The organism is Anabaena sp. FACHB-595, assembly GCF_048568275.1.
Taxonomy (GTDB): Bacteria; Cyanobacteriota; Cyanobacteriia; order Cyanobacteriales; family Nostocaceae; genus Trichormus.
In genome coordinates, this window is the sequence record NZ_CP183473.1 from 4,523,389 (window position 1) to 4,544,486 (window position 21,098).

The following is a 21,098-nucleotide window of genomic DNA, read 5'->3' on the forward strand; positions in this document are numbered from 1 at the left end:
ATTAAGGTTAAAATCCGTGAGTTTCACTATCCAAAATGTTCTACTGGCTACTGATGACGGTTACACCACTGCCGATGTTCAGGTTGTAGGTGATAAAATCGCCGCTATTGCCCCCAATTTAGATGTTATCGGTACTGCCATTGACGGTAAACATAAGCTTTTATTACCTGGTTTTGTCAATGCTCATACCCACTCATCGGAAATGTGGCAAAGAGGCTTAATCTCTATTTTTCCTTTAGAGTTATGGCTGGCGGAACTGTATGATTTTGCGCCTTTGGATACGGAGAAGGTCTATCTCAGCGCCTTGGGTACGGCGGTAGAAACTTTACTGTCTGGGGGAACGAGTGTAGTAGATCATCTGGTATTAATTCCTGGGCAAGAGTTGGAAACTATCGCCAGTGCAGTCCGCGCTTATCAAGAAGTGGGGATTCGGGCTTTTATCGCCCCCCTCATTCAAGACCAATCCCTCTCCGCCGGGCTACCTGCTGGGGAATCTACCCAGACCCATGAGCCTTTTTTCCGTTCCACTGCTGCCACTTTAGACTTGATTGAGGAGGCGGTGAAACAGTTTCATCATCCAGATGCAGGTGTGAGTATTTTAGTTGCCCCTACGGGGATACAGTTGTGTACAGATGCTTTATTCACAGGTTGTATTGAATTAAGCGATCGCTATAATTTATGTCGTCACTCTCACTTATTAGAAACCAAAGCCCAAGAAAAACTCGCCCAAGAGAAATACGGTTGTAGTGCTGTTACCCATTTGCAACGCATTGGTTATTTAGGCGATCGCACTTCTTTAGCTCATTGTGTGTGGTTAAATGATGCTGATATCGATATCCTTGCACAAACCCAATCGACAGTCGTTCACAATCCTTTAAGTAATTTACGTTTAGGGAGTGGAATTGCCCCAATTTTAAAATATCGTCAAGCCGGAGTAAATGTAACTTTTGGTTGTGATGGTGCTTCTAGTAATGACTCGCAAGATTTGTTAGAAGCTATTAAAATTGGGTCTATTTTGCATAACGTCACCGACTTTGATTATCGCTCTTGGATTTCCCCCAGACAAGCAGTAGAAATGGCATCTTTGGGCGCTGCCAAGGGACTAAATCTGGTGGATCAACTCGGTTCAATTACCGTTGGCAAAAAAGCCGATTTAATACTTTATGATCTGACTAATTTATCATTGGTTCCCCGTACAGATCCCATTGGTTTATTAGTTTTAGGTCGTCCTACAAACGTTGTCGATAGTGCTTGGGTAAATGGTCAGCCAATCATCACAAATGGTCAAGTAAATACAATTGACGTTGAGAAATTGCGAGCAGAATTATTCCACCTCAGTGAATGGGCTACTAATCGCCAATCTCAAACAGTGGAAAAATTCGAGCTTCATTACCGCACAGTCATGGGTTTAACTTAGGATCACACAGAAGTGTAGAGAGCTATTTACACATAAGTATAGTGGCACAGATACTTTCAACAGTAAAAAAATATAGGTTGGGTGGAGCGTAGCGCAACCCAAAACATATGAGGGTGTTGGTTTAAGCAAAGCCTTCACCCAACCTACGTCTGAATTTTGAATTGGGAGAAGCCAAATTTATTTCTTGGCTTGAATTACCTGTAAACTACCACCCGCATATAAAATTGATTGACCCGCTTCAAAACCAATTTCAGTTAGTAACCCAGCTAAATCTGTTTTTAATAATTGCCAAGCTGTCTCCGTCTCAAATAACAGTAAAAATACTGTTAAACCAGGCCAGAAGATGGGATTAGTAGGAGTGTGAAAATCTACTAATGTAAACACTCCTCCCGGTTTTAAGACTCGATAAACTTCTTGAATGATTTCTCGCAATTGTTGCGGTTCCATTTCATGTAAAGCAGCACTGGTATGCACTATATCAAACTGATTATCAGGAAATGGCATTTTCTCCGCAAAAGCTTCTACATAATTAGCTTCTGGAACATTTTGTCTAGCCCGTTGCAAAGATAAGGGAGAAGCATCTAATCCTGTTACGTTTTGTGAAGATTTCACTAATAATTGCGTTGCTTGACCACTACCACAACAAACATCTAACACAGAAGTATTTGCCTGAATCGTTAATCCTTGCAAAGCTAATTTCCGAAATCTAGCTTCTCCACCCACAGTGAGCGCAGCTACACGAGATATGGAATCATAGAGCCATTGGTAGCGATAACTTAAATCTCTGAAAATTGTTGCCATTGTACTATTCCTAACTGTTAAGCTTTATATTTAATAAAGATATATTGTTAACATTAGTAAAAAATCTGAAAAGGTTGGGGGAAAATAACTGCTATGGGTCGTGTAGGCGTATTATTACTCAATCTCGGTGGTCCCGATAAGCTGGAGGATGTAGCTCCGTTTCTATTTAACCTATTCTCCGATCCGGAAATTATACGCTTACCATTCCGGTGGTTGCAGAAACCCTTGGCTTGGTTTATTGCTTCTCGACGCACCAAAACCTCCCAAGAGAACTATAAGCAAATTGGCGGTGGCTCCCCACTACGGAGGATTACGGAAGCCCAAGGAGAAGCCTTAAAGGAACAGTTGCATTATTTGGGTCAAGAAGCGAATATTTATGTGGGAATGCGTTATTGGCACCCATATACGGAAGAGGCGATCGCTCTTTTGACCCAAGATAACCTTGATAACTTGGTGATTTTGCCACTATACCCCCAATTCTCTATCAGCACTAGTGGCTCTAGCTTCCGTCTACTAGAAAGACTTTGGCAAGAAGATCCCAAACTACAACGTCTGGAATACACAGTCATTCCTTCTTGGTATAAAGAACCAGGTTATTTACAGGCGATGGCGGAACTCATCCGCCAAGAAATAGAGCAATTTCCTCATCCTGATCAGGTTCATGTGTTCTTCAGCGCTCATGGTGTACCCAAAAGCTATGTTGAAGAAGCAGGCGACCCCTATCAGCAGGAGATTGAGGAATGTACTGCATTAATTATGCAGACTCTCAATCGACCAAACCCTCACACTTTAGCGTACCAAAGTCGCGTCGGCCCGGTTGAATGGCTACAACCCTATACTGAAGATGCACTCAAAGAACTAGGCGCGCAAGGTGTCAAAGATTTAGTTGTTGTACCTATCAGTTTCGTCTCCGAACACATCGAGACACTACAGGAAATTGATATCGAGTATCGGGAAATAGCAGAAGAAGCCGGAATCCACAATTTCCGTCGTGTCCCTGCACCTAATACCCATCCAGTATTTATTAGAGCTTTGGCTGATTTGGTAATTGATGCGCTCAACAAACCCAGTTTCAAGCTTTCGCAAGCCGCCCAAATCAAGAAAATGGTCAAAATGTATCCTCCTGAGAGTTGGGAATGGGGTATGACTTCTAGTGCGGAAGTTTGGAATGGACGGATTGCAATGCTAGGTTTCATTGCTCTAATTATCGAGTTGGTTACAGGCCAAGGTCTACTGCACATGATTGGGCTTTTGCAGTAGTGAGAGAAAAGCGATGATATCCGCTAAAAGAGCGTCGCTGTAACATTTCTATCACAAAAAAATATTAATTGGAGTGATAAATCGGGCATTGAATTTTGATCAATGCCCGATTTTTTATAACTAATGAATAGTAGCAATTCCTTCAAAAGATAGGAATAAAAACTGGAGAAAAATCAACTAAATATCTCATTAGTGGGACGTATTGGCTACTGATATTTTTTAAAGTGAGTTTGATTTGATTAATAAATTACGTTAGTTACAGGAAACTCACCATGAAACAATTATTTTGGTTATCCACATTAGGCTTGGCGATCGCTGCAACTACTCTACCCGTTGTAGCTCAAACACCCGTAAATCCAATACCCGACACCCAAACCCCAGGGACTCAAATTCCCAACACTCAAACCCCAGGAACTCAAATTCCACAAACTACACCAATAACTCAAGATAGTTTTGGCGCACCTCGAATTAAACATACAAGTACATCTCGTACTACTAATTACATCAGTCTCTACACAGGTAGTCAACCTCTAGCCTACGTGACGGTTTTACCGCAAGAAAATATCAGTATTGGTGACAATATTACAGTTACAGATCAATCTGGTCAAAGCATCAATGCCAACGTTACCAGAGAAGGAGAGAAAATGAGAATTAGCTTTGCTCAACCAGTAGCGCCAGGAAGCACTCTAGAAATTGTTCTCACAGATTTGGCATTTGGTTATCCGTATCCCTCCAAGAGTACTTTTAATTATGAATTAGCTGGTGGACATATTGGCTTCAACCGAGAGATTCCTTATGGTTTAGCTCAGTTTCAAGTATATTAACTCCATTTGTTAATTCAATGTCTCAAGAAAATTAGGAAGTGTTGGGTTGGAAGTCTTAATTTTCAACTCAACACTTAATTATTAATAACTATCGACCAAATAGATCATTATTTATTTTCCTGCATATTCCTGACAATTTTAGTTACTAGTTTCCTGGGGATAAATCTGATACTTTTCGCCATGATTTTATTGATCAAACCAGGAATAACAATTGTTTTACCCTGCATTAAACCACGATAACCAATATCGGCTACTGTTGACGCATCCATCATCCTTTTACCTTTGACTAGTTTAGAATCTGCCATCCCCGTTCTTTGATGGAAAGCAGACTGTGTTGTTCCTGGGCAAAGAACCGTCACAGTGACACCTGTACCGTCTAATTCATTGGCGAGTGCTTCAGAAAAAGATAATACGTAGGCTTTAGTCGCAAAATAAACGGCCATCAAAGGCCCTGGTTGAAAAGCCGCAGCAGAAGAGACATTTAATATTTTTCCCTCACCTTGCTGAACCATATTTTTGAGAAATAACTTAGTTAAATGGGTAGTACATACCACATTTACCTGTAGCATTTCTAGTTCATCAGTAAGGTTAGTGTCATTAAATAATCCATAAGTACCAAACCCAGCATTATTGACTAGCACATCAACTTTAATATTTGCCTGTTCTACCTCTTGAAAAATTTCTTCAGGAGATGTTGTTTTAGATAAATCTCGGACAATAGGCTTAACAGAAATTCCGAATTTATCTTGAAACTCAATCGCTATTTCTTCTAGTTTTTCCTTTGCCCGATCTACTAATACGAGATTGTAATCATTTTCAGCGAAAATACACACTAATTCATAACCAATACCACTAGCTGCACCAGTAATTAGAGCAGTCTGCTTATGTGTTGTGTTCATGTTTGATGTTGGGTGATTTCAATAGATTAACTAGGTCTGTATTTATCAAAAGAGACTTGATAATTAAGGAATTGACCTATTTTAAAAACCAAAATGATAACGCTTTAAATATGATTCAGCAGCCTGCGATAACTATCAGGGTAAATAAATTTCAGCAATCGAACTTAGTTAGTGTGCGCTTAAATCCTCTTGTTTTGGTTAAGGATCAGGAGAAGCTAGCTGCATCCGTAATTTGCACATAATTTTTGCTGATTTCAGGCTCCTGAATTCTAATTTTTATTTGATAAATATGAACGAGCCGTCCAAAATTATATTCAACTTATTGGGTCATTTTTGTATATATATATTCTATCTAAAAAATAATTTTTGTTCGGAATTAAAACTATATTATTTAGAGTAATGCTTGCAAAAGTTTAAATATGTATATCTGACTGGATGAATTTTTGTGTAGTATGTGCTGGACAAATATCATACTTAATCTCCGACTTTACGGTGGTTATGAAACTAGAAACCCTTGTAAAGTATGGATTTTTTAATTTTTAATTGGTATTCAAATGAAGTTAAATTTTATTTAATTTTTTCAAACATTAAAAGAAATTTCTATAGTGTCGAGTAAGTTAAAGTGGGCAACAGCAGAAAAATAATTCTGAGATTGTTGCTAATACTACAAAGTATGATATTTCATTATGAAAATTAGCGCCTACTATAACTTTGTATATCGATACAAGTATGCTAAACACTTTTCGCCAGGACTAAAGATTCAGCTTATTTTATTTTGGAGTTTGGGTATTTGGGCGTTATTAACAGCGAATTCACAAGCTGCTCCAATACACAGAAATTGGGATAAGCCCTCAAAATCGCTAGAAAATATCACTTCTAATAATCCTGGAGATGATGTTAATTTACTCTTTATCCAGAACAATCAACGCCAACTCAATATACTTTTAAATCAATTAAATAAAAAACATATCTTAATTGCTGCCCCGGAAAACTTCAATCCTGGATTACGATTACCTCCAGCTATACCAATACCACCCACAAGACAGCCTAACCTGATTCCACCCGCAAAACCCACCGAATCGGTTAAGCCAGTGACAGTATTAGAAGGTATTCAAACAGACTTTCGTAATGATACTAATAATTTTGGTCAAAGTAACTTACTTGTTGAACCAATAATTCAATTTAAATTGCCTAATGGGAATAAAATATTTTTCAAAACAGGGTTAGAATTTTTTGAGCAACGGGATATGAAATCGGTCACTAACATTCCTGTGGAAATTGGTTGGCAAGGAAAATTAGATGAAATAACTCTACAAACAACAGTAGGAGTTGATGTTTTTAATCGGTTACCTACAGTTATCAATTTCAATGCTCAGATGGAAGCTCCTATTATACCACTACAAGTTTCTTCTTCAGGTCAATTAGTATCGGGTTTAATCATATCAGCTAACTTAGAACAAGGCCCTTATAAATCTAATGTTCAAACCTTAGAAAATCAAATTACAGCTTGGCGGTTTGGGCCTAATTTATATTGGCAAATTGATCGTGACACTAGTTTATTCTCATCGCTGCGTTTGGGTAATTACAGCGATCGCAATTTTGAAGTTCAGTCTTTTAGCCGGCTAGAACGCAAGTTTGGACAATTTTCTTTGGCGGCTAACTTATTCAATTGGAGTTACAGTCGCAATCTGGAAAGCACTAGCGGCTATTTTTCTCCCCCAGATTTTCTCGCATACAACGCTGAAGTTGCTTGGCAGGGGGATATTGCTAATTTCTTGCAGTGTCGGCTGTCGGCTAACTTGGGACAACAGCGCATTAATGGAAAAACTGATAACGCCAACACTTATCAAAGTCTTTGTACAGTCAAGTTATCGCCAAAAATAGAGGCCGATATAGGCTATGGCTTCAGCAATGTGCGAAATCAAGATACAGATGGAAGTGATTATAGTGGTGGTTCTTTAACGGGACAGTTAAGGATGAGATTTTAGATGTTAGTTAAATTTGGGAGTTGGGAAAGATAACTTTGTTGAAGCTTTGAGTAAATTACACAATAGGGTTTGATACAGCATGAGTTCCGACTTTCAACCCCCACCTCCAGGCTTATCTATACTAGTCGCTGTTGGAGGGGTGGTTACCGCAGTGATAGCGATCGCTGGGTTAAATTCTTTGTCTAGTCGTTTGGCTCAAAATACCTCAATATCTGCAATATCAACACCTCAAACTATCTCTCCTACAGCTAATGTGGAAACACAAGCACAAAAGGTAGCAAAACTTGATGCTAAATCTGTAGTTATACCAGGAACCTCTGTTCCTGCTAGTGAATTAACTAAAACTAAAACACCTTACATCGGGGTGAAAATTGGCAAACTGGATGCAGCAGATATGGCTAACGCTCGGATAGCTTGGTCATATTTTCAACACAACTGGAACGATGAAACCGGCTTAGTTAATTCCGCCGATGGCTTTAGTTCTGTAACTATGTGGGATCAGGCGGCGGCGATCGCTGCTTTGGTGAGTGCTAGAGAACTTAATCTCATTCCAGTGGCAGAATTTGAGGCGAAGATGAGTAAAACGTTGCAGACTCTAGCAACCCTACCTTTATATAAAGGTGAGCTACCCAACAAAGTCTACAACGCCAAAACTCTCCTTCCTGTTAATTATGGAAAATTAGATCAACGAGAAGAAATTGGCTGGTCAGCTATTGATTTAGGACGAATGGCAATTTGGCTAAAGATCGTCGAAGCCAAGTATCCCCAAATGCGATCGCCTGTGCAAGCTGTTTGGAAGCATTGGCAAGTTAAGCGCCTCACCAAAAACGGGCAAATGTACGGCACTAGCGTTGTTCAAGGTCAAGAACAATATCACCAAGAAGGGCGCTTAGGCTATGAAAGCTACGCCGCCTACGGTTTGCAACTATGGGGGTTAGATGTCAAGCAAGCCTTAGATTATCGGTCGCAAACCGCTTTTGTCAATCTCTACGGACAAGGTGTTCCTTACGATCGCCGCGACGCTACCAACTCAGGCGGAAATAACTACGTCCTCAGCGAACCCTATATTCTGGATGGCATAGAAACTGGGTTTAAGGCTTTGCCTAAAGCTTATGCTGATAGAGTTTTAGCTGCTCAAGCCGCCCGTTATCAAGCAACACAAGAGTTAACCGCTTTGACAGAAGACAATGTAGACCGTCTGCCTTACTTTGTTTACAACAGCTTGTTTGTGAACGGCAAAGCTTGGGCAACAATTACAGATACTGGACAACAGTACAACGATTTACGCTTTCTCAGTGCCAAAGCAGCGATCGGCTGGCATATACTTTACAACACTGATTACACAAGCACTTTATCTCACACTGTCTTCCAGCAACTGAAATCTGAGAAAGGCTGGTACAACGGATTGTACGAATCTTTACGTCAGCCAAATAAAGCCCTCACAGCTAACAATAACGGCGTAATTTTAGAAAGTTTTCTGTATAAGCAAGTTGGCAAACCCCTCACTGTTTGGGCAGGAGTTAAGGTTCAAAGCGGAGGTGTTGGAGCGATCGCACCTGAGCAATAGTTTCAAAGTCACGATCACTGTGAACTAAAAGTAAATAAAGCATTCTACCCAGAATATATCAGTATATTAACTTGTATTTTGTACCTAAGTACAAGAGATTCAGTGTATTCCTCGCTGATATAGCAAAGATTTCCGCCTAATATCTAAATTCATGAGTCCCCGACTTCATGTTATTCGCTAATGCGATTCAATTCATTTCTACCGCAGTGCTATCAATGTACTGATTTTTAACTCTCCGTATATGCTATACAAGCAACGCCAACAAAAGCTGTGGAAATGGATGGCATTGTTCCTAGTTGGGACATTGTTGCAGTTTTTGTTTTATGTTCCAGTACGCACCTTGGCAGAGAGTTCTAATGTTGCTGCTAATTCCGCCAGTTGTAGCAGTATTACATCTCCTCTCAGCCCTGAGGAACAAACTTATGCTCGTGCGGCTTGGCAATATTTTGTCAAAAACTATCAGCCAGCAACAGGATTTACTAATTCTACAGGGGGTTATCCTTCCGGTACGCTGTGGGATATGGGGAACTACTTAATGGCGTTGAATGCGGCGCGGTGGTTGAATCTCACCGATCAAGCAGACTTTGACGCTCGCCTGAATAAGTTTTTGACTGGTCTGGGAAATCTGAAGTTGTTTGAGGATGCTTTACCTAATAAAGTCTACAACGCAGCCACCGGACAGATGGTAGATTACACTAATACTCCCATCGAACGGGGTATTGGCTGGTCGGCTTTAGATGTCGGTCGGATATTGGCGGCCTTTGATGTGATTCGCACTTGTCACCCTCAATATAATGATTGGCTCAAAGGGATTGTCACTAAGTGGCAAGTAGGGCGATCGCTTAAAGATGAACAACTGTTTGGCGCAACAGTCCTCCCGGATAACACCACATTACTGGTACAAGAAGGACGACTCGGCTATGAAGAATACGCCGTTAGGGGTTATCAACTTTGGGGTTTTGCCGCACCAAAAGCTCTGGCATTAGAACCATATAAAATGGTGGAAATTAATGGTGTACAGATTCCTGTTGATACCCGTGATTTCCAAAGCACCAATGCCAATAATTATGTTGTGAGTGAGTCTTATATTCTTGAGGGTATCGAATTTGGTTTTCAGGGAGAGTTAGGCGATTTTGCTGCTAGGGTTTTGGAGGTGCAGAAGCGGCGCTATGATGCGACAGGTCAGTTAACTGCGGTGACGGAAGACAACATCGACCAAGAACCTTATTTTCTTTACAACACTGTTTACGCCAACGGTAAAAACTGGGCAACTATCACCGATACAAATCAACCTTACCCTCAGTTTCGTAGTGTTAGTAGCAAAGCGGCTTTTGGTTGGCGCTATCTTTTCCCAGATAATGCTTATGCACAAAAGATTTTTGATGCGGTAAAGGATCTCCGCAGTCCCGATGGCGGTGGTTTTTACGCTGGTATTTATGAGGAATCGAAACAGCCGAATAAAGCTTTAACTGGCAATACCAATGGGCTAATTTTGGAGATTTTATACTACAAAGCCAGAGGGAATCGTCCTTTAATTGGTTCGAGTGCTGTTAGTCAACCAAGCAAACCAACAAACAACAATACTTCCTCTGCTGCGACTCCCCCACCAAGAGAGACTCCCAAGGTGGCGCAAACATCTACAACCCCAACAAATTCTACCCCTCCCGCACCAGGAAATACTCCTCAGGTTGGGGAAGTGACGATCGCACCCATTCCCCCAGTGGGTAATCCAGACCCATCCTCTACCCTGAAACTCGCTCGACCCCTAACGGTAGTGGAACGACGCTATGCAGAAGCAGCATGGAGGTATTTTCAAGCCAATTATCATGCTCGTAGTGGGTTAATCGACGATCGCAGTGATTTTCAGGGTGCTACTCTTTGGGGATTGGGAGATTATTTAGCTGCGCTTCATGCGGTGCGATCGCTGGAGATTATTTCCCCGAAGGAATTTGACCAGCGTACCCGCCATTTATTAGCGGCCTTAGCTCAACTACCCTTATTTGCGGGAGAATTACCGAATCGAGGCTATGATACGCGAGTTCTCCAACCAATTGATTATGGTGGGAATCCTGTTCCCCAAGGTAACGGCTGGTCAGCTTTAGATGTTGGTAGGCTACTAGCAGCGCTGTATAACTTAAAAAGCTGTCACCCAGAATATACTCAAGCAGTTGATCAAATTGTTTTAGATTGGTCATACTTGCGGGTGGTGCGGGATGGAGTTCTTTCCAGCGCCACAGTTACCCCAGGTAAGGAAGGACGATATCTTACCCGCGTTAATCTAGAAACCCGCTTGGGTTATGAAGAATACGCTGCTCGTGGTTTTCAACTATGGGGATTTGAGGTAGAGGGTTCGGCTGTTGGTGGTGAATATCAAACTACCCTGGTGGAAGGGGTAAAGGTTCCTACCCAACGCCACCGCACAGATACTAACTCCAAAGTTAACCAATATACAGTCAGTAATCCTTTCTTACTTTACGCCCTGGAATTTGGTTTAGATCCCCAAATGCGATCGCTCTTTGAGTCCATTTTCCAAGCACAGGCAGAGCGTTATCGCCGCACCGATACCCTCACAGCCTCAGCTACCACTCTCATAGACCGCAAGCCTTACACCGTCCACAGCACGATTACTGGTAAGGGTGAACCTTGGCAAACCTTAGGAGATGACGGAAAAACTGTACCTCAAGGGCGAATGGTAAGTACAGCAGTAGGTTTTGCTTATCATGCACTCCTACCAGAAAATCAATATAGTCAAAAGTTATTTGCAGGAACCACAGACTTATATAACCCACTAGCAGGGTTTTATGAGGGCTTTTATGAAACCACAGGTAAAACAGCCGTTGGTTTCACCAGCAGCACCAACAGCATGATTTTACAATCTTTACTGTACAAGGTCACGAATCGCCAACCCTTAATTCGTCCATCAAGCGCCATGCAATCACCTTGGTGGCAAGCTGTGGCTCAAGGGGACTCCGGCCGAGGCTTACCGAGAATTGCTAAATCAAAAGTCAGATTAATTTCTGATAGTTATGGCAGTTATTGGATGTCTGGTGCTTCCCAGTGATGTAACAGGACTTGGGAGTCCTGTCTCCGACAAGAATTTTATTACCAGTGTCAAAATGACTTCTATTAATCATGATCCAACTTTTTCTGGCAATAGTCGCTCCACCCTCAAAAAAAGAACACTTTTATTTCGTTACCTCGCAGAAATCAATTTAATTTTTGGTCTGTGGTATTTACAATGGCGCATTACCAACTCCATCAATTTTGATGCGTTATGGCTCTCGATTCCGTTGTTGCTGGCGGAAATTTATAGCTACCTTGGCGGAGTGATGTTTGTCATTGGCTTGTGGCGACCTTTAGTCCGACAGATTAAGTCACTTGACCAGTTGACTCCATCTCTACCGCAAACAGATTGGCCAATTGTAGATGTCTTTATCACCTGTTACAACGAACCGCCGGAGATGGTCGAACAAACGGCCCAAGCAGCTTTAGCCATAGATTATCCACCAACTAAGCTGTATGTTTATGTTTTGGATGATGGTAACTCCCCTGCTATGCGAGCCATGACGGAAAAGTTATGTATTGCAGATTTACAGTCACCACTACTACAGCAAGAAGCCAACCGCATTGATGCAGAACGCTCACACTTGGTAGAACGTCTGCAAAAGTTAGAAAGTTTCACCTCTAATATTCAAGTGGCTGAAGAATGGTTGTCAAAATCGTCATCAGTTCCCAACCAGGACAAAACCACAGATGAAGTTTTAGCGCAGAGTTTGCAACAGTTTATTCGTTGGTTATCTCCCAAACATCACAGTATTGCTGAACGCCTCAAAACTGAACGCCAAGTTTTAGCAGGCGCTATTCGCCAAAAAGAACTGGAATTGGTCGAACTCACTAGATTTCGTTATATTGCTCGTCCCAAACCTGCGGGTGTACCCCACCATGCGAAAGCAGGAAACCTCAATTACGCAATTTTTTCTGGTGAAACTTCGGGAGAATTTATTCTCACTTTAGATGCTGATCATATTCCCAAACCCCAATTTCTCAAGCGGGTTTTGCCATATTTCTACACATATAATCTGTTTAATGGCAAGTATGAGCAAAACCGCATTGCTTTTGTACAGACACCTCAGGACTTTTATAATATTCCTCCCAGTGATCCCTTTGGGCATCGAGCCAGTTTATTTTATGGGCCACTACAACAGGGTAAAGATGGGATGAATGCGGCCTTTTATACAGGTACTAACGCTATTTTGCGACGTGAGGCCTTAATTAATGTGGGACTACAATATTTTGCCGATGATTTTACCAAAGATGAAAAACGATTAGATGAATTTCAATTGGTTGGTGGTCTATCTAGCAACAGTATTACAGAAGATATGAATACCGCTATGCGTTTGCATGGTGCTGGTTGGAAATCAGTTTATCATCATGAACTTTTGGCAGAAGGTTTAGCACCTGATGACCTCAGTTCTACTTTAAAACAAAGACTACGTTGGGCGCAGGGAACAATCCAAGTACTAGTTAAAGAAAACCCACTGAGGAAATCAGGACTCACGTTTTGGCAACGTCTGCAATATTTTAAGACGATGTATAGTTATTTTTCCGGTTTTGCTACGCTTATTTTTATTTCTTGTCCAATTATTTATTTTTTTACAGAAATTGTTCCTGTAAAAACATACGGTACTGATTTCATTCTACACTTTTTACCCACCTTTATAATCAATCGTCTAACGTTTGTTGTAGCAATATGGGGTATTCCAGCTAGTGAAATCTGGCGTTCTGAACAATATGCGATCGCTTTATTTCCCATATTTATTCAAGCTGTTTGGAGTGTATTCACTGGACAGAAGATGAACTTTCAAGTTACCCCTAAAGAACGGCAATCAGGTATTTATCTGAGCATGATTTGGCCACAATTATTAATCTTCTTTTTAACTATTATAGGCATATTTTGGAGTCTTTATAGCTTTGCGATTGGTCGTCTCAATCATCCTTGGGTAAACCTGCTCAATAGTTCCTGGGCTGTCTATAACTTGCTACTCTTATCAGGTATCATTCGTGCATCTGTTTGGCAAATGCCAAAATATGATTCAAAGAAAGTGTAAATATTATTTATTGGTCGTTATTTTACAAACAAAATTGATGTCCGGCAGGGGATATTATCCACAAAAATACTTAATCTCATCCAATAATTAAATTTTATTTGTATGAAAAAATACTGATTCGAGAAATTCTATAGTCAAGGCAATGCTGATAAAAATTCATATAGATAACGTTAAATTTGTTCAACAATTATAATTTTAATATTTTTGTTAAAGTTTCCTTTTGTCTGCTTAACTACCTTGCCGTTTCAATATAATAATGCCAGAATGTATAAAACAATAATTAAATAGCAAACCGATAGTAATCTAACAATTTATTTAAAGAAAAAAACAGCTTATGAATACAAACTTTCAAGTCATAGAAGTATCGGGTATTTTAGATGGAATTAGGGGTAATCAACTACGTCGTGAAATTAGCGAATTGATTGCTGATGGTAACAATATTGTGTTGCTGGACATGAATTCAGTGACTTTTATGGATAGTTCTGGCTTAGGCTCTTTAGTATCGGCAATGCAAATGCTACGTTCTGTTAATTCCCAACTTTTTATCTGCTCTATGAATGACCAAGTTAAGATGTTGTTTGAATTAACTAAAATGAATAGGATTTTTCAAACCTTTATCGATCAAGATGACTTTAAACGGCAAGTACTGACAGCCACAAGGGTTATTTCCTAATTAAAAAGAATCAATATAACTCTATTAACCCAAAGTAATTTTTAATAATGACAAATCATCTTCAATTATTTGTTGAATATTTAATGTCATTATTTGCATTAATATGTAATGAATATTACAGGGTTCTGCCTGGCTAGATTTAATTAGTATTTCAATAAAAGCATCGAGTCCTAAAATCTTGCCATCTGGCTCTCTAATTTCATAAATGCCATCACTAAATATGTACAGAGTACTGTCTTTTTTTACTTCCCAGGCAGCATCTTCAAACTGCACATCAGGTAAAAATCCTATGGGTAAATCTAAAGAATTGAGTTGTTTAACTTGAAAACCAGTTTCAGATGTACCAGATAAAATTACAGCCGGGGGATGTCCGGCGCTAGCATAGACGAGTTGATGTTGAATACAGTGATAAACTCCATACCAAATTGTGAAGTATTTATCACCGTGGTTTGTCATCTGGAAAGCATGATTTAGTGCCTTGAGAACTTCTCTAGGCTTGTAGAAATTAGTATTAGGTAAAGATTGCGATCGCAGAATATTCAAGATAGAGACAGATAATAGGGCAGAACCTATTCCATGTCCTGATACATCCAATAGATAAATTGCTAAATGCTCGTCATCCAGCCAGTAATAATCGAAGCAATCACCCCCCAACTGGGTTGAAGGAATAAATAAGGCTTCTGTATTTACTCTTCCTTCTAGAGGTTTAGGTAGAAGCGATCGCACATAATCAGCAGCCTCGGCTAAGTCTGCTTCTAAAGTTTGCTTTTGGGTTTGTAAATCATGGTTGAGTATTTCTAAAGTTTGCTTTTGGGTTTGTAAATCCTGATTGAGCTGATGTAACCTGAGTCCGGCTCTTACCCGCGCTTTTAATTCAATCATTTCGATTGGTTTAGAGATAAACTCATCAGCTCCAGCATCCAGTCCTTTAACTCTGTCTTTCTCTTCTCCTGGCGCTGCTCCCTTAGCCGTTAACAAAATAAAAAAACTAGTTGCTAACTCTGGATTTGCTTTAATTTGACGACATACTTCCAATCCATCTAACGGAGACATTACCCAATCACAGATAATCAATGCGGGACGGAGCAGTTCTGCTTGAATAATTCCTTCCTTCCCATTGTTGACAACAGTAGTTTCATAACCCTGATTCTCAAGAGTTCTTTTTAGCACCGTCCGTACAACCGGATCATCATCAATAACTAAAATTTTTACCATAAGTGATGGGCTAATAAATATAATCTCAATTGAGTATTGTATTTATTTCAAATTAACTATAATCGAGTTGATAATGTACAGTGAAAATACTCAAATTAAATAAAATGATCATTGTGTATGCTTGATTCAAGTCTATTCTTATCTAAGAAGTGAATAATAAAATTTATTTAAAATTAAATACGGACTTAGCAGCCTCGACTGAGGTGTTGTCATGGTTCGAGCAGATAAATCGACCAGTTATTTCTCATCAGCAAATCTGGTGGCAATGTCAAACATTACTAATGGAGGGATTTGCTAATATTGTTGAACATTCACACAAACATTTACCAATAGAAACACCTATTGAGATAGAAGTTTCACGAACACAGGATTATATAGAAATACGTATATGGTCGCAAGGTGAACCCTTTGACTTAGAACAGCGATTAAAAAAAACAACTGAACTGGAAGAAAATATTCAAGAGCGCGGTCGCGGCTTAAGAATTATGGAAGCGATCGCCGATGATTTAAGTTATGAAAAACTAGCAGATAATCGCCACTGTTTATTTATTCGTAAATACTATTAAACCTATTTATTATCACACCCTCATCTGTAATTTAAAGATGAAAGCACAATTGCCTGATAACGAAGTGCAGAGAATTGCAGCACTTTTAGAGTATAAAATTCTTGATACTCCACCCGAAGCAGCATTTGATGATATCACCCGTTTAGCATCATATATTTGTGGAACTCCGATTGCTTTAATCAGCTTAATTGACCAAAATCGTCAATGGTTTAAGGCAACATTTGGGCTGGAGAGGCGAGAAACACCGCGAGATGAGGCATTTTGCGCTCATACTATTTTAGAATCTGAAGCCTTTATCGTACCTGATGCCACAGCCGACGAACGCTTTGCTACAAATCCATTAGTCATATCTGATCCCAAAATTCGATTTTATGCGGGTGTACCTCTCACTAACCCTGAAGGCTATTCCTTGGGAACACTTTGTGTTATTGATTACATACCCAGGAACTTAAGTTTTGAACAGATTGAGGCGCTACAAATTCTAGGTCGCCAAGTCATAAAGCAATTGGAACTGCGGCGTAACTTAGCGAATTTAGTACTGGTAAATAATCAACACAAACAAGCACAAAAAATCCGCCATCCATTTTTTAAAAAAATTGCTGGTGGCTTTGGATTGGCATCAGTCTTTTTAGTCTTACTTGGCTTGGCTTCCTATCAGGCTGAAATCGAATTAATTCATAATGGCAATCAAGTCCAAACAACCCAAGAAAGCATTAATAACTTAGAACAACTGCTGTCTCAAATGAAGGATGCAGAAACTGGACAACGTGGTTACATTTTGACAGGAAAAGACCCTTATCTGCAAACTTATCAAACAGCGCTAGCAAACATTGATCAGAAGTTTGATGAACTGAGAAATGCCACAGTTGATCCAGTCCGCCAACAGCGTCTTGTCATACTCAAACCTCTGATTACCGCAAAAATTACTGAACTGAATCAAACTATCAAACTACGACAGAATCTAGGCTTCCAGGCAGCATTACAGGTCATCCAATCCGATCAAGGGCAAACTCTCATGGATGACATCCGCAAAGTGATGCGTGAAATGGAGACAGAGAACAAGGTGCGCCTTCAACAGCAATTACAAGCGGTAAAAGCCAGTGAGCAAAAAGTTATTTTCATCTTGGCGATCGCTATCGTCTCAGGTTTTATCATTCTCGCTGTTGTTTACTACCTAATTTATTGTGAAGTTATTGCCCGCCAGTCGATGGAAAATATACTCAACGAAGAGCGTAATTTTATTTCGGCAGTACTGGATACAGTCAGCGCCTTGGTCATCGTCCTAGATTCCCAAGGGCGAATTGTTCGCTTTAATCAAGCTTGTGAGGTGATAACTGGTTACTCATTCGATGAGGTCAGGGGTAGGCATTTTTGGAATCTGTTTTTGCTTCCTGAAGACGTAGAGTCAAGCAAAGAATTTTTTGCCAAGTTCCCAGCAGATCCAACAGTACCCAGTGTTCAGGAGTCTGAAAACTATTGGGTAACTAAAGATGGTAGTCGGCGCTTAATTGCATGGTCGAGAACTATCCTGCAAAACCATGAGGGTTCGGTAGAATACATTATTGGTACAGGCATTGATATTACTGAGCGCAAACGTGCAGACAAGCATTTGACAATACAATATGCCATCACTCGTGTCTTGGCAGAATCTACAACGATTACCGAAGCTACGCCCCAAATTTTGCAAGCCATTTGTGAAACCTTGGGATGGAATGTCTGTGAAATTTGGATGGTAAATCAGCAAGCAAATTTCTTGAGTTTTTTCGACCTGTGGCATCACACATCTTTGGAAATGCAGGAGTTTAGAACCCAAAGTCAGCCAATCACATTTGCATCGGGGATTGGATTGCCAGGACGGATTTGGGCTAGTGGTCAACCCATTTGGCTGACCGATATCGTCAATGATGGCAGCTTTCTGAGAAACCAATTAGCAGCGCAAGTAGGATTGCGTGGTGCTTTTGGTTTTCCGATTCGGAGTGGGCAAAAAATTCTGGGAGTCATTACCTGCTTTAGTCATCAAGTTCAGCCGCATGACCCAGATTTGGCAAAAATCATGGATTCTATTGGCGAACAAGTAGGGCAGTTTATCCATCGTAAACAGGCAGAGGAGGAACTGCAACGGCAAAACCTGCGATCGCAATTATTCACAGAAATCACTCTCAAAATTCGCCAATCTTTGCAAATTGAAGAAATCTTACAAATCACTGTCAAAGAAGTACAAAAGATTCTCCAGACTGATCGAGTTTTAATTTATCAGTTACTGCCTGATGGTTCTGGAAGTCTGATCATTGAGGCAGTCGTGGCTGGTTGGGCAGCAATTAAAGGACAAAATATTACTGATTTTTATTTGCAAACAGAATATCAACAGCAGTATTGTCTACAACAGTATCGCCTCAGGCATCTGGAGGCGATCGCTAACCTAGATTTGGGAGAGATTCAACAAAGCCATCTAGAATTACTCAGAAAGTTTGGGGTTAAAGCTAATTTAGTTATACCTATTCTTGTCAAAGATGAACTCTGTGGCTTACTAATTGTCCATCAGTGCGCCACCTCCCGCCAATGGACAAGTTTTGAGACCCATCTTTTACGACAAATAGCAGACCAAGTAGGTATCGCTGTAGCCCAAGCCCAACTCTTAGAAGTAGAAACTCGACAGCGACAGGAACTAGAAGTTGCCCGTAGTCAGGCTGAATTAGCTTCTCATGCTAAAAGCGCTTTTTTGGCGAATATGAGTCATGAAATCCGCACACCCATGAATGCTGTATTGGGGATGACTGGCTTAATGCTAGAAACTCTTCTCAACCAAGAGCAGCGAGATTTTATGGAAACTATTCGCATTAGTGGCGATGCACTTTTAACTCTCATTAACGAGATATTGGATCTCTCCAAACTGGAGGCTGGGGAAATGGCTTTAGAAAATTTGAATTTTAATTTATCAACCTGTGTGGAAGAAGTTTTAGATTTATTAGCCCCCCAAGCTCATAGTAAGGGATTAGAAATTGCTGCTTTAATCTATCGCCACGTTCCTATCCAACTCCAAGGAGATGCTAGCCGTCTGCGACAAATTCTCATGAACCTGATTGGCAACGCTATCAAGTTCACTAGTTTTGGGGAAGTAGTCATGCGAGTAGAATTGCGATCGGAAACTCCTACTACAGCTATTATCCACTTTGCCGTTACAGATAGTGGCTTGGGCATTACTTTAGAAGACCAACACAAACTGTTTACCCCTTTTACTCAAGTAGATGCTTCCACCACGCGTAAGTATGGTGGTACTGGTTTGGGATTAGCAATATGCAAACAATTAGTGACATTAATGGGAGGAGAAATTGGTGTAGAAAGTCAGTTAGGCAAAGGTTCTAAATTTTGGTTTGAAATTCCTTTCGCCAAACAACTCCAGCCTGTTTCTTTTGTAGAAGATTGCGGACTATTAAACAATCGCCGTTTACTGGTGGTGGATGACCACGCCACTAATCGAAAAATTATTTATCACCAAGTTAGTCGATGGGGAATGCAGGTAGATCAAGCTGATAGAGCTGTTGCGGCTCTAAGTATGATTGTGGAAGCTTGTCAGCAGAATAAGCCCTACGATGTCATCTTAATCGATATGCAGATGCCTGAAATGGATGGGATGGCTTTGGGAAAACAAATTAAGGCCAATTCTGCTATTCCTCCAACACCCTTAATTATGCTCACTTCTACTAATCAACGTGACGAAGTGCAACAGGCAATTAAGATTGGATTTGCTGCTTATTTGGTCAAACCTGTAAAATCATCTCGGTTGCTCGACACTATAATGAGTGTTTTAAAAACTCCGTCACAATTGGAAGCAGAGAAGTTGGAAGTAAAGAGTCAAGAGTTAGAAAAGAACAATTTAGATCACAGCCGCAACCATAATTTTACTGCTACCCAGGCTCAGAATTCTGTTTCAACAAAAACTAGAATCCTACTGGCTGAGGATAACTTAGTTAACCAAAAAGTGGCTCTTAAACAACTCCAAAGCCTTGGTTATACAGCTGATGTTGCTGCTAACGGCAAAGAGGTTTTACAACTATTAAAACAAATTCCCTACGATTTGATTTTAATGGATTGTCAAATGCCAATTCTTGATGGTTTGGAAGCCACAAAAGAAATTCATCGTTGGGCAGAAAGCTCCTTTGCTAGCTGTCGTCGTCCTGTGATTATTGCGATGACAGCTAATGCCATGAAAGAAGACAAACAAATGTGTCTAGATGCCGGCATGGATGATTATTTGAGCAAGCCTGTGATGAAAGAACAATTGGCGACAGCATTAGAATATTGGTGCCAGTTAATACTAAATTCACGACAGGCAGTAGAGTTTGATCTAAATAGTCTTCCTCTTGACTGGGAACACTTACATCAACTTTCCGAAAACGATACAGAATTTGAATTACATTTGTTGCAAATATTCGTTGAGGATGTCCGAGCTAGATTAGAGTTAGCTAAAGAGGCGATCGCTAACACTGACTTTCAACAGATGGCTCAACAAGTCCATCAGCTGAAAGGCGCTAGTACCAATATCGGCGCTACAGCTATGTATCTAGCTGCTGAAAAGCTAGAACAGCTAGCTCAAAACCAAGAGCGTAGAGGCAGCATGGAGTTAATTACAGAAATAGAAGAGGGTGTCAACCAGATTCAAGCCTTTCTAACTAGAAGCCAAATTGTTTGACCATGTTTTATGAGTAGTTAGTCGTATACGCAGTTCTTCCCTCTGGTCTTGAGACAAGATTGTTAAACCAGATCAAAAGCAACTAACAAA

13 protein-coding genes are annotated in these 21,098 nt (G+C 40.4%); 10 read left to right on the forward strand and 3 right to left on the reverse strand.

Annotation, left to right across the window (positions count from 1 at the left end; all coding sequences use genetic code 11):
- The first annotated feature begins 16 nt into the window (after nt 1-16).
- Nucleotides 17-1,417, forward strand: a complete 1,401-nt coding sequence (locus ACN222_RS18760; protein ID WP_010997890.1) for an amidohydrolase — start codon at nt 17-19, stop codon at nt 1,415-1,417.
- Nucleotides 1,418-1,594: 177 nt separating this feature from the next.
- On the opposite strand, the gene ACN222_RS18765 is transcribed toward ACN222_RS18760, so the two are convergent.
- Nucleotides 1,595-2,218, reverse strand: coding sequence for a class I SAM-dependent methyltransferase (locus ACN222_RS18765; protein ID WP_010997891.1), 624 nt, complete (start codon nt 2,216-2,218; stop codon nt 1,595-1,597).
- A 93-nt stretch (nt 2,219-2,311) separates the two neighbouring features.
- Between ACN222_RS18765 and hemH the strand changes: the two genes are divergently transcribed.
- The gene (gene hemH, locus ACN222_RS18770) at nt 2,312-3,478 is read left to right on the forward strand and encodes a ferrochelatase (protein ID WP_010997892.1); all 1,167 of its coding nucleotides are present in this window, start codon (nt 2,312-2,314) and stop codon (nt 3,476-3,478) included.
- Nucleotides 3,479-3,750: 272 nt separating this feature from the next.
- Complete coding sequence (locus ACN222_RS18775; protein ID WP_010997893.1) at nt 3,751-4,302, forward strand: DUF2808 domain-containing protein; 552 nt, start codon at nt 3,751-3,753, stop codon at nt 4,300-4,302.
- Between the two features lie 107 nt (nt 4,303-4,409).
- Here ACN222_RS18775 and ACN222_RS18780 read toward each other — a convergent pair whose 3' ends face one another.
- Entirely contained in the window at nt 4,410-5,201 is a 792-nt protein-coding gene (locus tag ACN222_RS18780; RefSeq protein ID WP_010997894.1) for an SDR family NAD(P)-dependent oxidoreductase, read from the reverse strand.
- Nucleotides 5,202-5,887: 686 nt separating this feature from the next.
- On the opposite strand from ACN222_RS18780, the gene ACN222_RS18785 reads away from it, so the two are divergent.
- The 5 genes from ACN222_RS18785 to ACN222_RS18805 all read left to right on the forward strand — a co-directional run bounded on the left by ACN222_RS18785 (nt 5,888) and on the right by ACN222_RS18805 (nt 14,537).
- Entirely contained in the window at nt 5,888-7,189 is a 1,302-nt protein-coding gene (locus tag ACN222_RS18785) for a BCSC C-terminal domain-containing protein (protein WP_010997895.1), read from the forward strand.
- 79 nt (nt 7,190-7,268) lie between these two features.
- Nucleotides 7,269-8,756: a DUF3131 domain-containing protein gene (locus tag ACN222_RS18790; RefSeq protein WP_010997896.1), complete on the forward strand. Its 1,488-nt coding sequence runs from the start codon at nt 7,269-7,271 to the stop codon at nt 8,754-8,756.
- Between the two features lie 241 nt (nt 8,757-8,997).
- Nucleotides 8,998-11,817, forward strand: coding sequence for a DUF3131 domain-containing protein (locus tag ACN222_RS18795; RefSeq protein ID WP_010997897.1), 2,820 nt, complete (start codon nt 8,998-9,000; stop codon nt 11,815-11,817).
- Between the two features lie 55 nt (nt 11,818-11,872).
- Nucleotides 11,873-13,864 (forward strand): glycosyltransferase, encoded by a 1,992-nt coding sequence (locus ACN222_RS18800; protein WP_044521920.1) that lies wholly within the window; start codon nt 11,873-11,875, stop codon nt 13,862-13,864.
- A gap of 334 nt (nt 13,865-14,198) precedes the next feature.
- Nucleotides 14,199-14,537 carry an STAS domain-containing protein gene (locus ACN222_RS18805; RefSeq protein ID WP_010997899.1) on the forward strand — a complete coding sequence of 113 codons (339 nt, stop codon included), beginning with the start codon at nt 14,199-14,201 and terminating at the stop codon, nt 14,535-14,537.
- 24 nt (nt 14,538-14,561) lie between these two features.
- Here ACN222_RS18805 and ACN222_RS18810 read toward each other — a convergent pair whose 3' ends face one another.
- Nucleotides 14,562-15,752, reverse strand: a complete 1,191-nt coding sequence (locus ACN222_RS18810) for a SpoIIE family protein phosphatase (protein ID WP_010997900.1) — start codon at nt 15,750-15,752, stop codon at nt 14,562-14,564.
- Nucleotides 15,753-15,901: 149 nt separating this feature from the next.
- Here ACN222_RS18810 and ACN222_RS18815 point away from each other — a divergent pair, with 149 nt between their 5' ends.
- Nucleotides 15,902-16,318 carry an ATP-binding protein gene (locus ACN222_RS18815; protein ID WP_010997901.1) on the forward strand — a complete coding sequence of 139 codons (417 nt, stop codon included), beginning with the start codon at nt 15,902-15,904 and terminating at the stop codon, nt 16,316-16,318.
- 37 nt (nt 16,319-16,355) lie between these two features.
- A complete protein-coding gene (locus ACN222_RS18820; RefSeq protein WP_010997902.1) occupies nt 16,356-21,008 on the forward strand; it encodes a GAF domain-containing protein in 4,653 nt (1,550 codons plus the stop codon).
- Nucleotides 21,009-21,098 lie beyond the last annotated feature (90 nt).

Coding starts and splice junctions, on each gene's coding strand:
- ACN222_RS18765 (WP_010997891.1), bottom strand. CDS start 2,218: ATGGCAACAATTTTCAGAGATTTAAGTTATCGCTACCAATGGCTCTAT.
- hemH (WP_010997892.1), top strand. CDS start 2,312: ATGGGTCGTGTAGGCGTATTATTACTCAATCTCGGTGGTCCCGATAAG.
- ACN222_RS18775 (WP_010997893.1), top strand. CDS start 3,751: ATGAAACAATTATTTTGGTTATCCACATTAGGCTTGGCGATCGCTGCA.
- ACN222_RS18780 (WP_010997894.1), bottom strand. CDS start 5,201: ATGAACACAACACATAAGCAGACTGCTCTAATTACTGGTGCAGCTAGT.
- ACN222_RS18785 (WP_010997895.1), top strand. CDS start 5,888: ATGAAAATTAGCGCCTACTATAACTTTGTATATCGATACAAGTATGCT.
- ACN222_RS18790 (WP_010997896.1), top strand. CDS start 7,269: ATGAGTTCCGACTTTCAACCCCCACCTCCAGGCTTATCTATACTAGTC.
- ACN222_RS18795 (WP_010997897.1), top strand. CDS start 8,998: ATGCTATACAAGCAACGCCAACAAAAGCTGTGGAAATGGATGGCATTG.
- ACN222_RS18800 (WP_044521920.1), top strand. CDS start 11,873: ATGACTTCTATTAATCATGATCCAACTTTTTCTGGCAATAGTCGCTCC.
- ACN222_RS18805 (WP_010997899.1), top strand. CDS start 14,199: ATGAATACAAACTTTCAAGTCATAGAAGTATCGGGTATTTTAGATGGA.
- ACN222_RS18810 (WP_010997900.1), bottom strand. CDS start 15,752: ATGGTAAAAATTTTAGTTATTGATGATGATCCGGTTGTACGGACGGTG.
- ACN222_RS18820 (WP_010997902.1), top strand. CDS start 16,356: ATGAAAGCACAATTGCCTGATAACGAAGTGCAGAGAATTGCAGCACTT.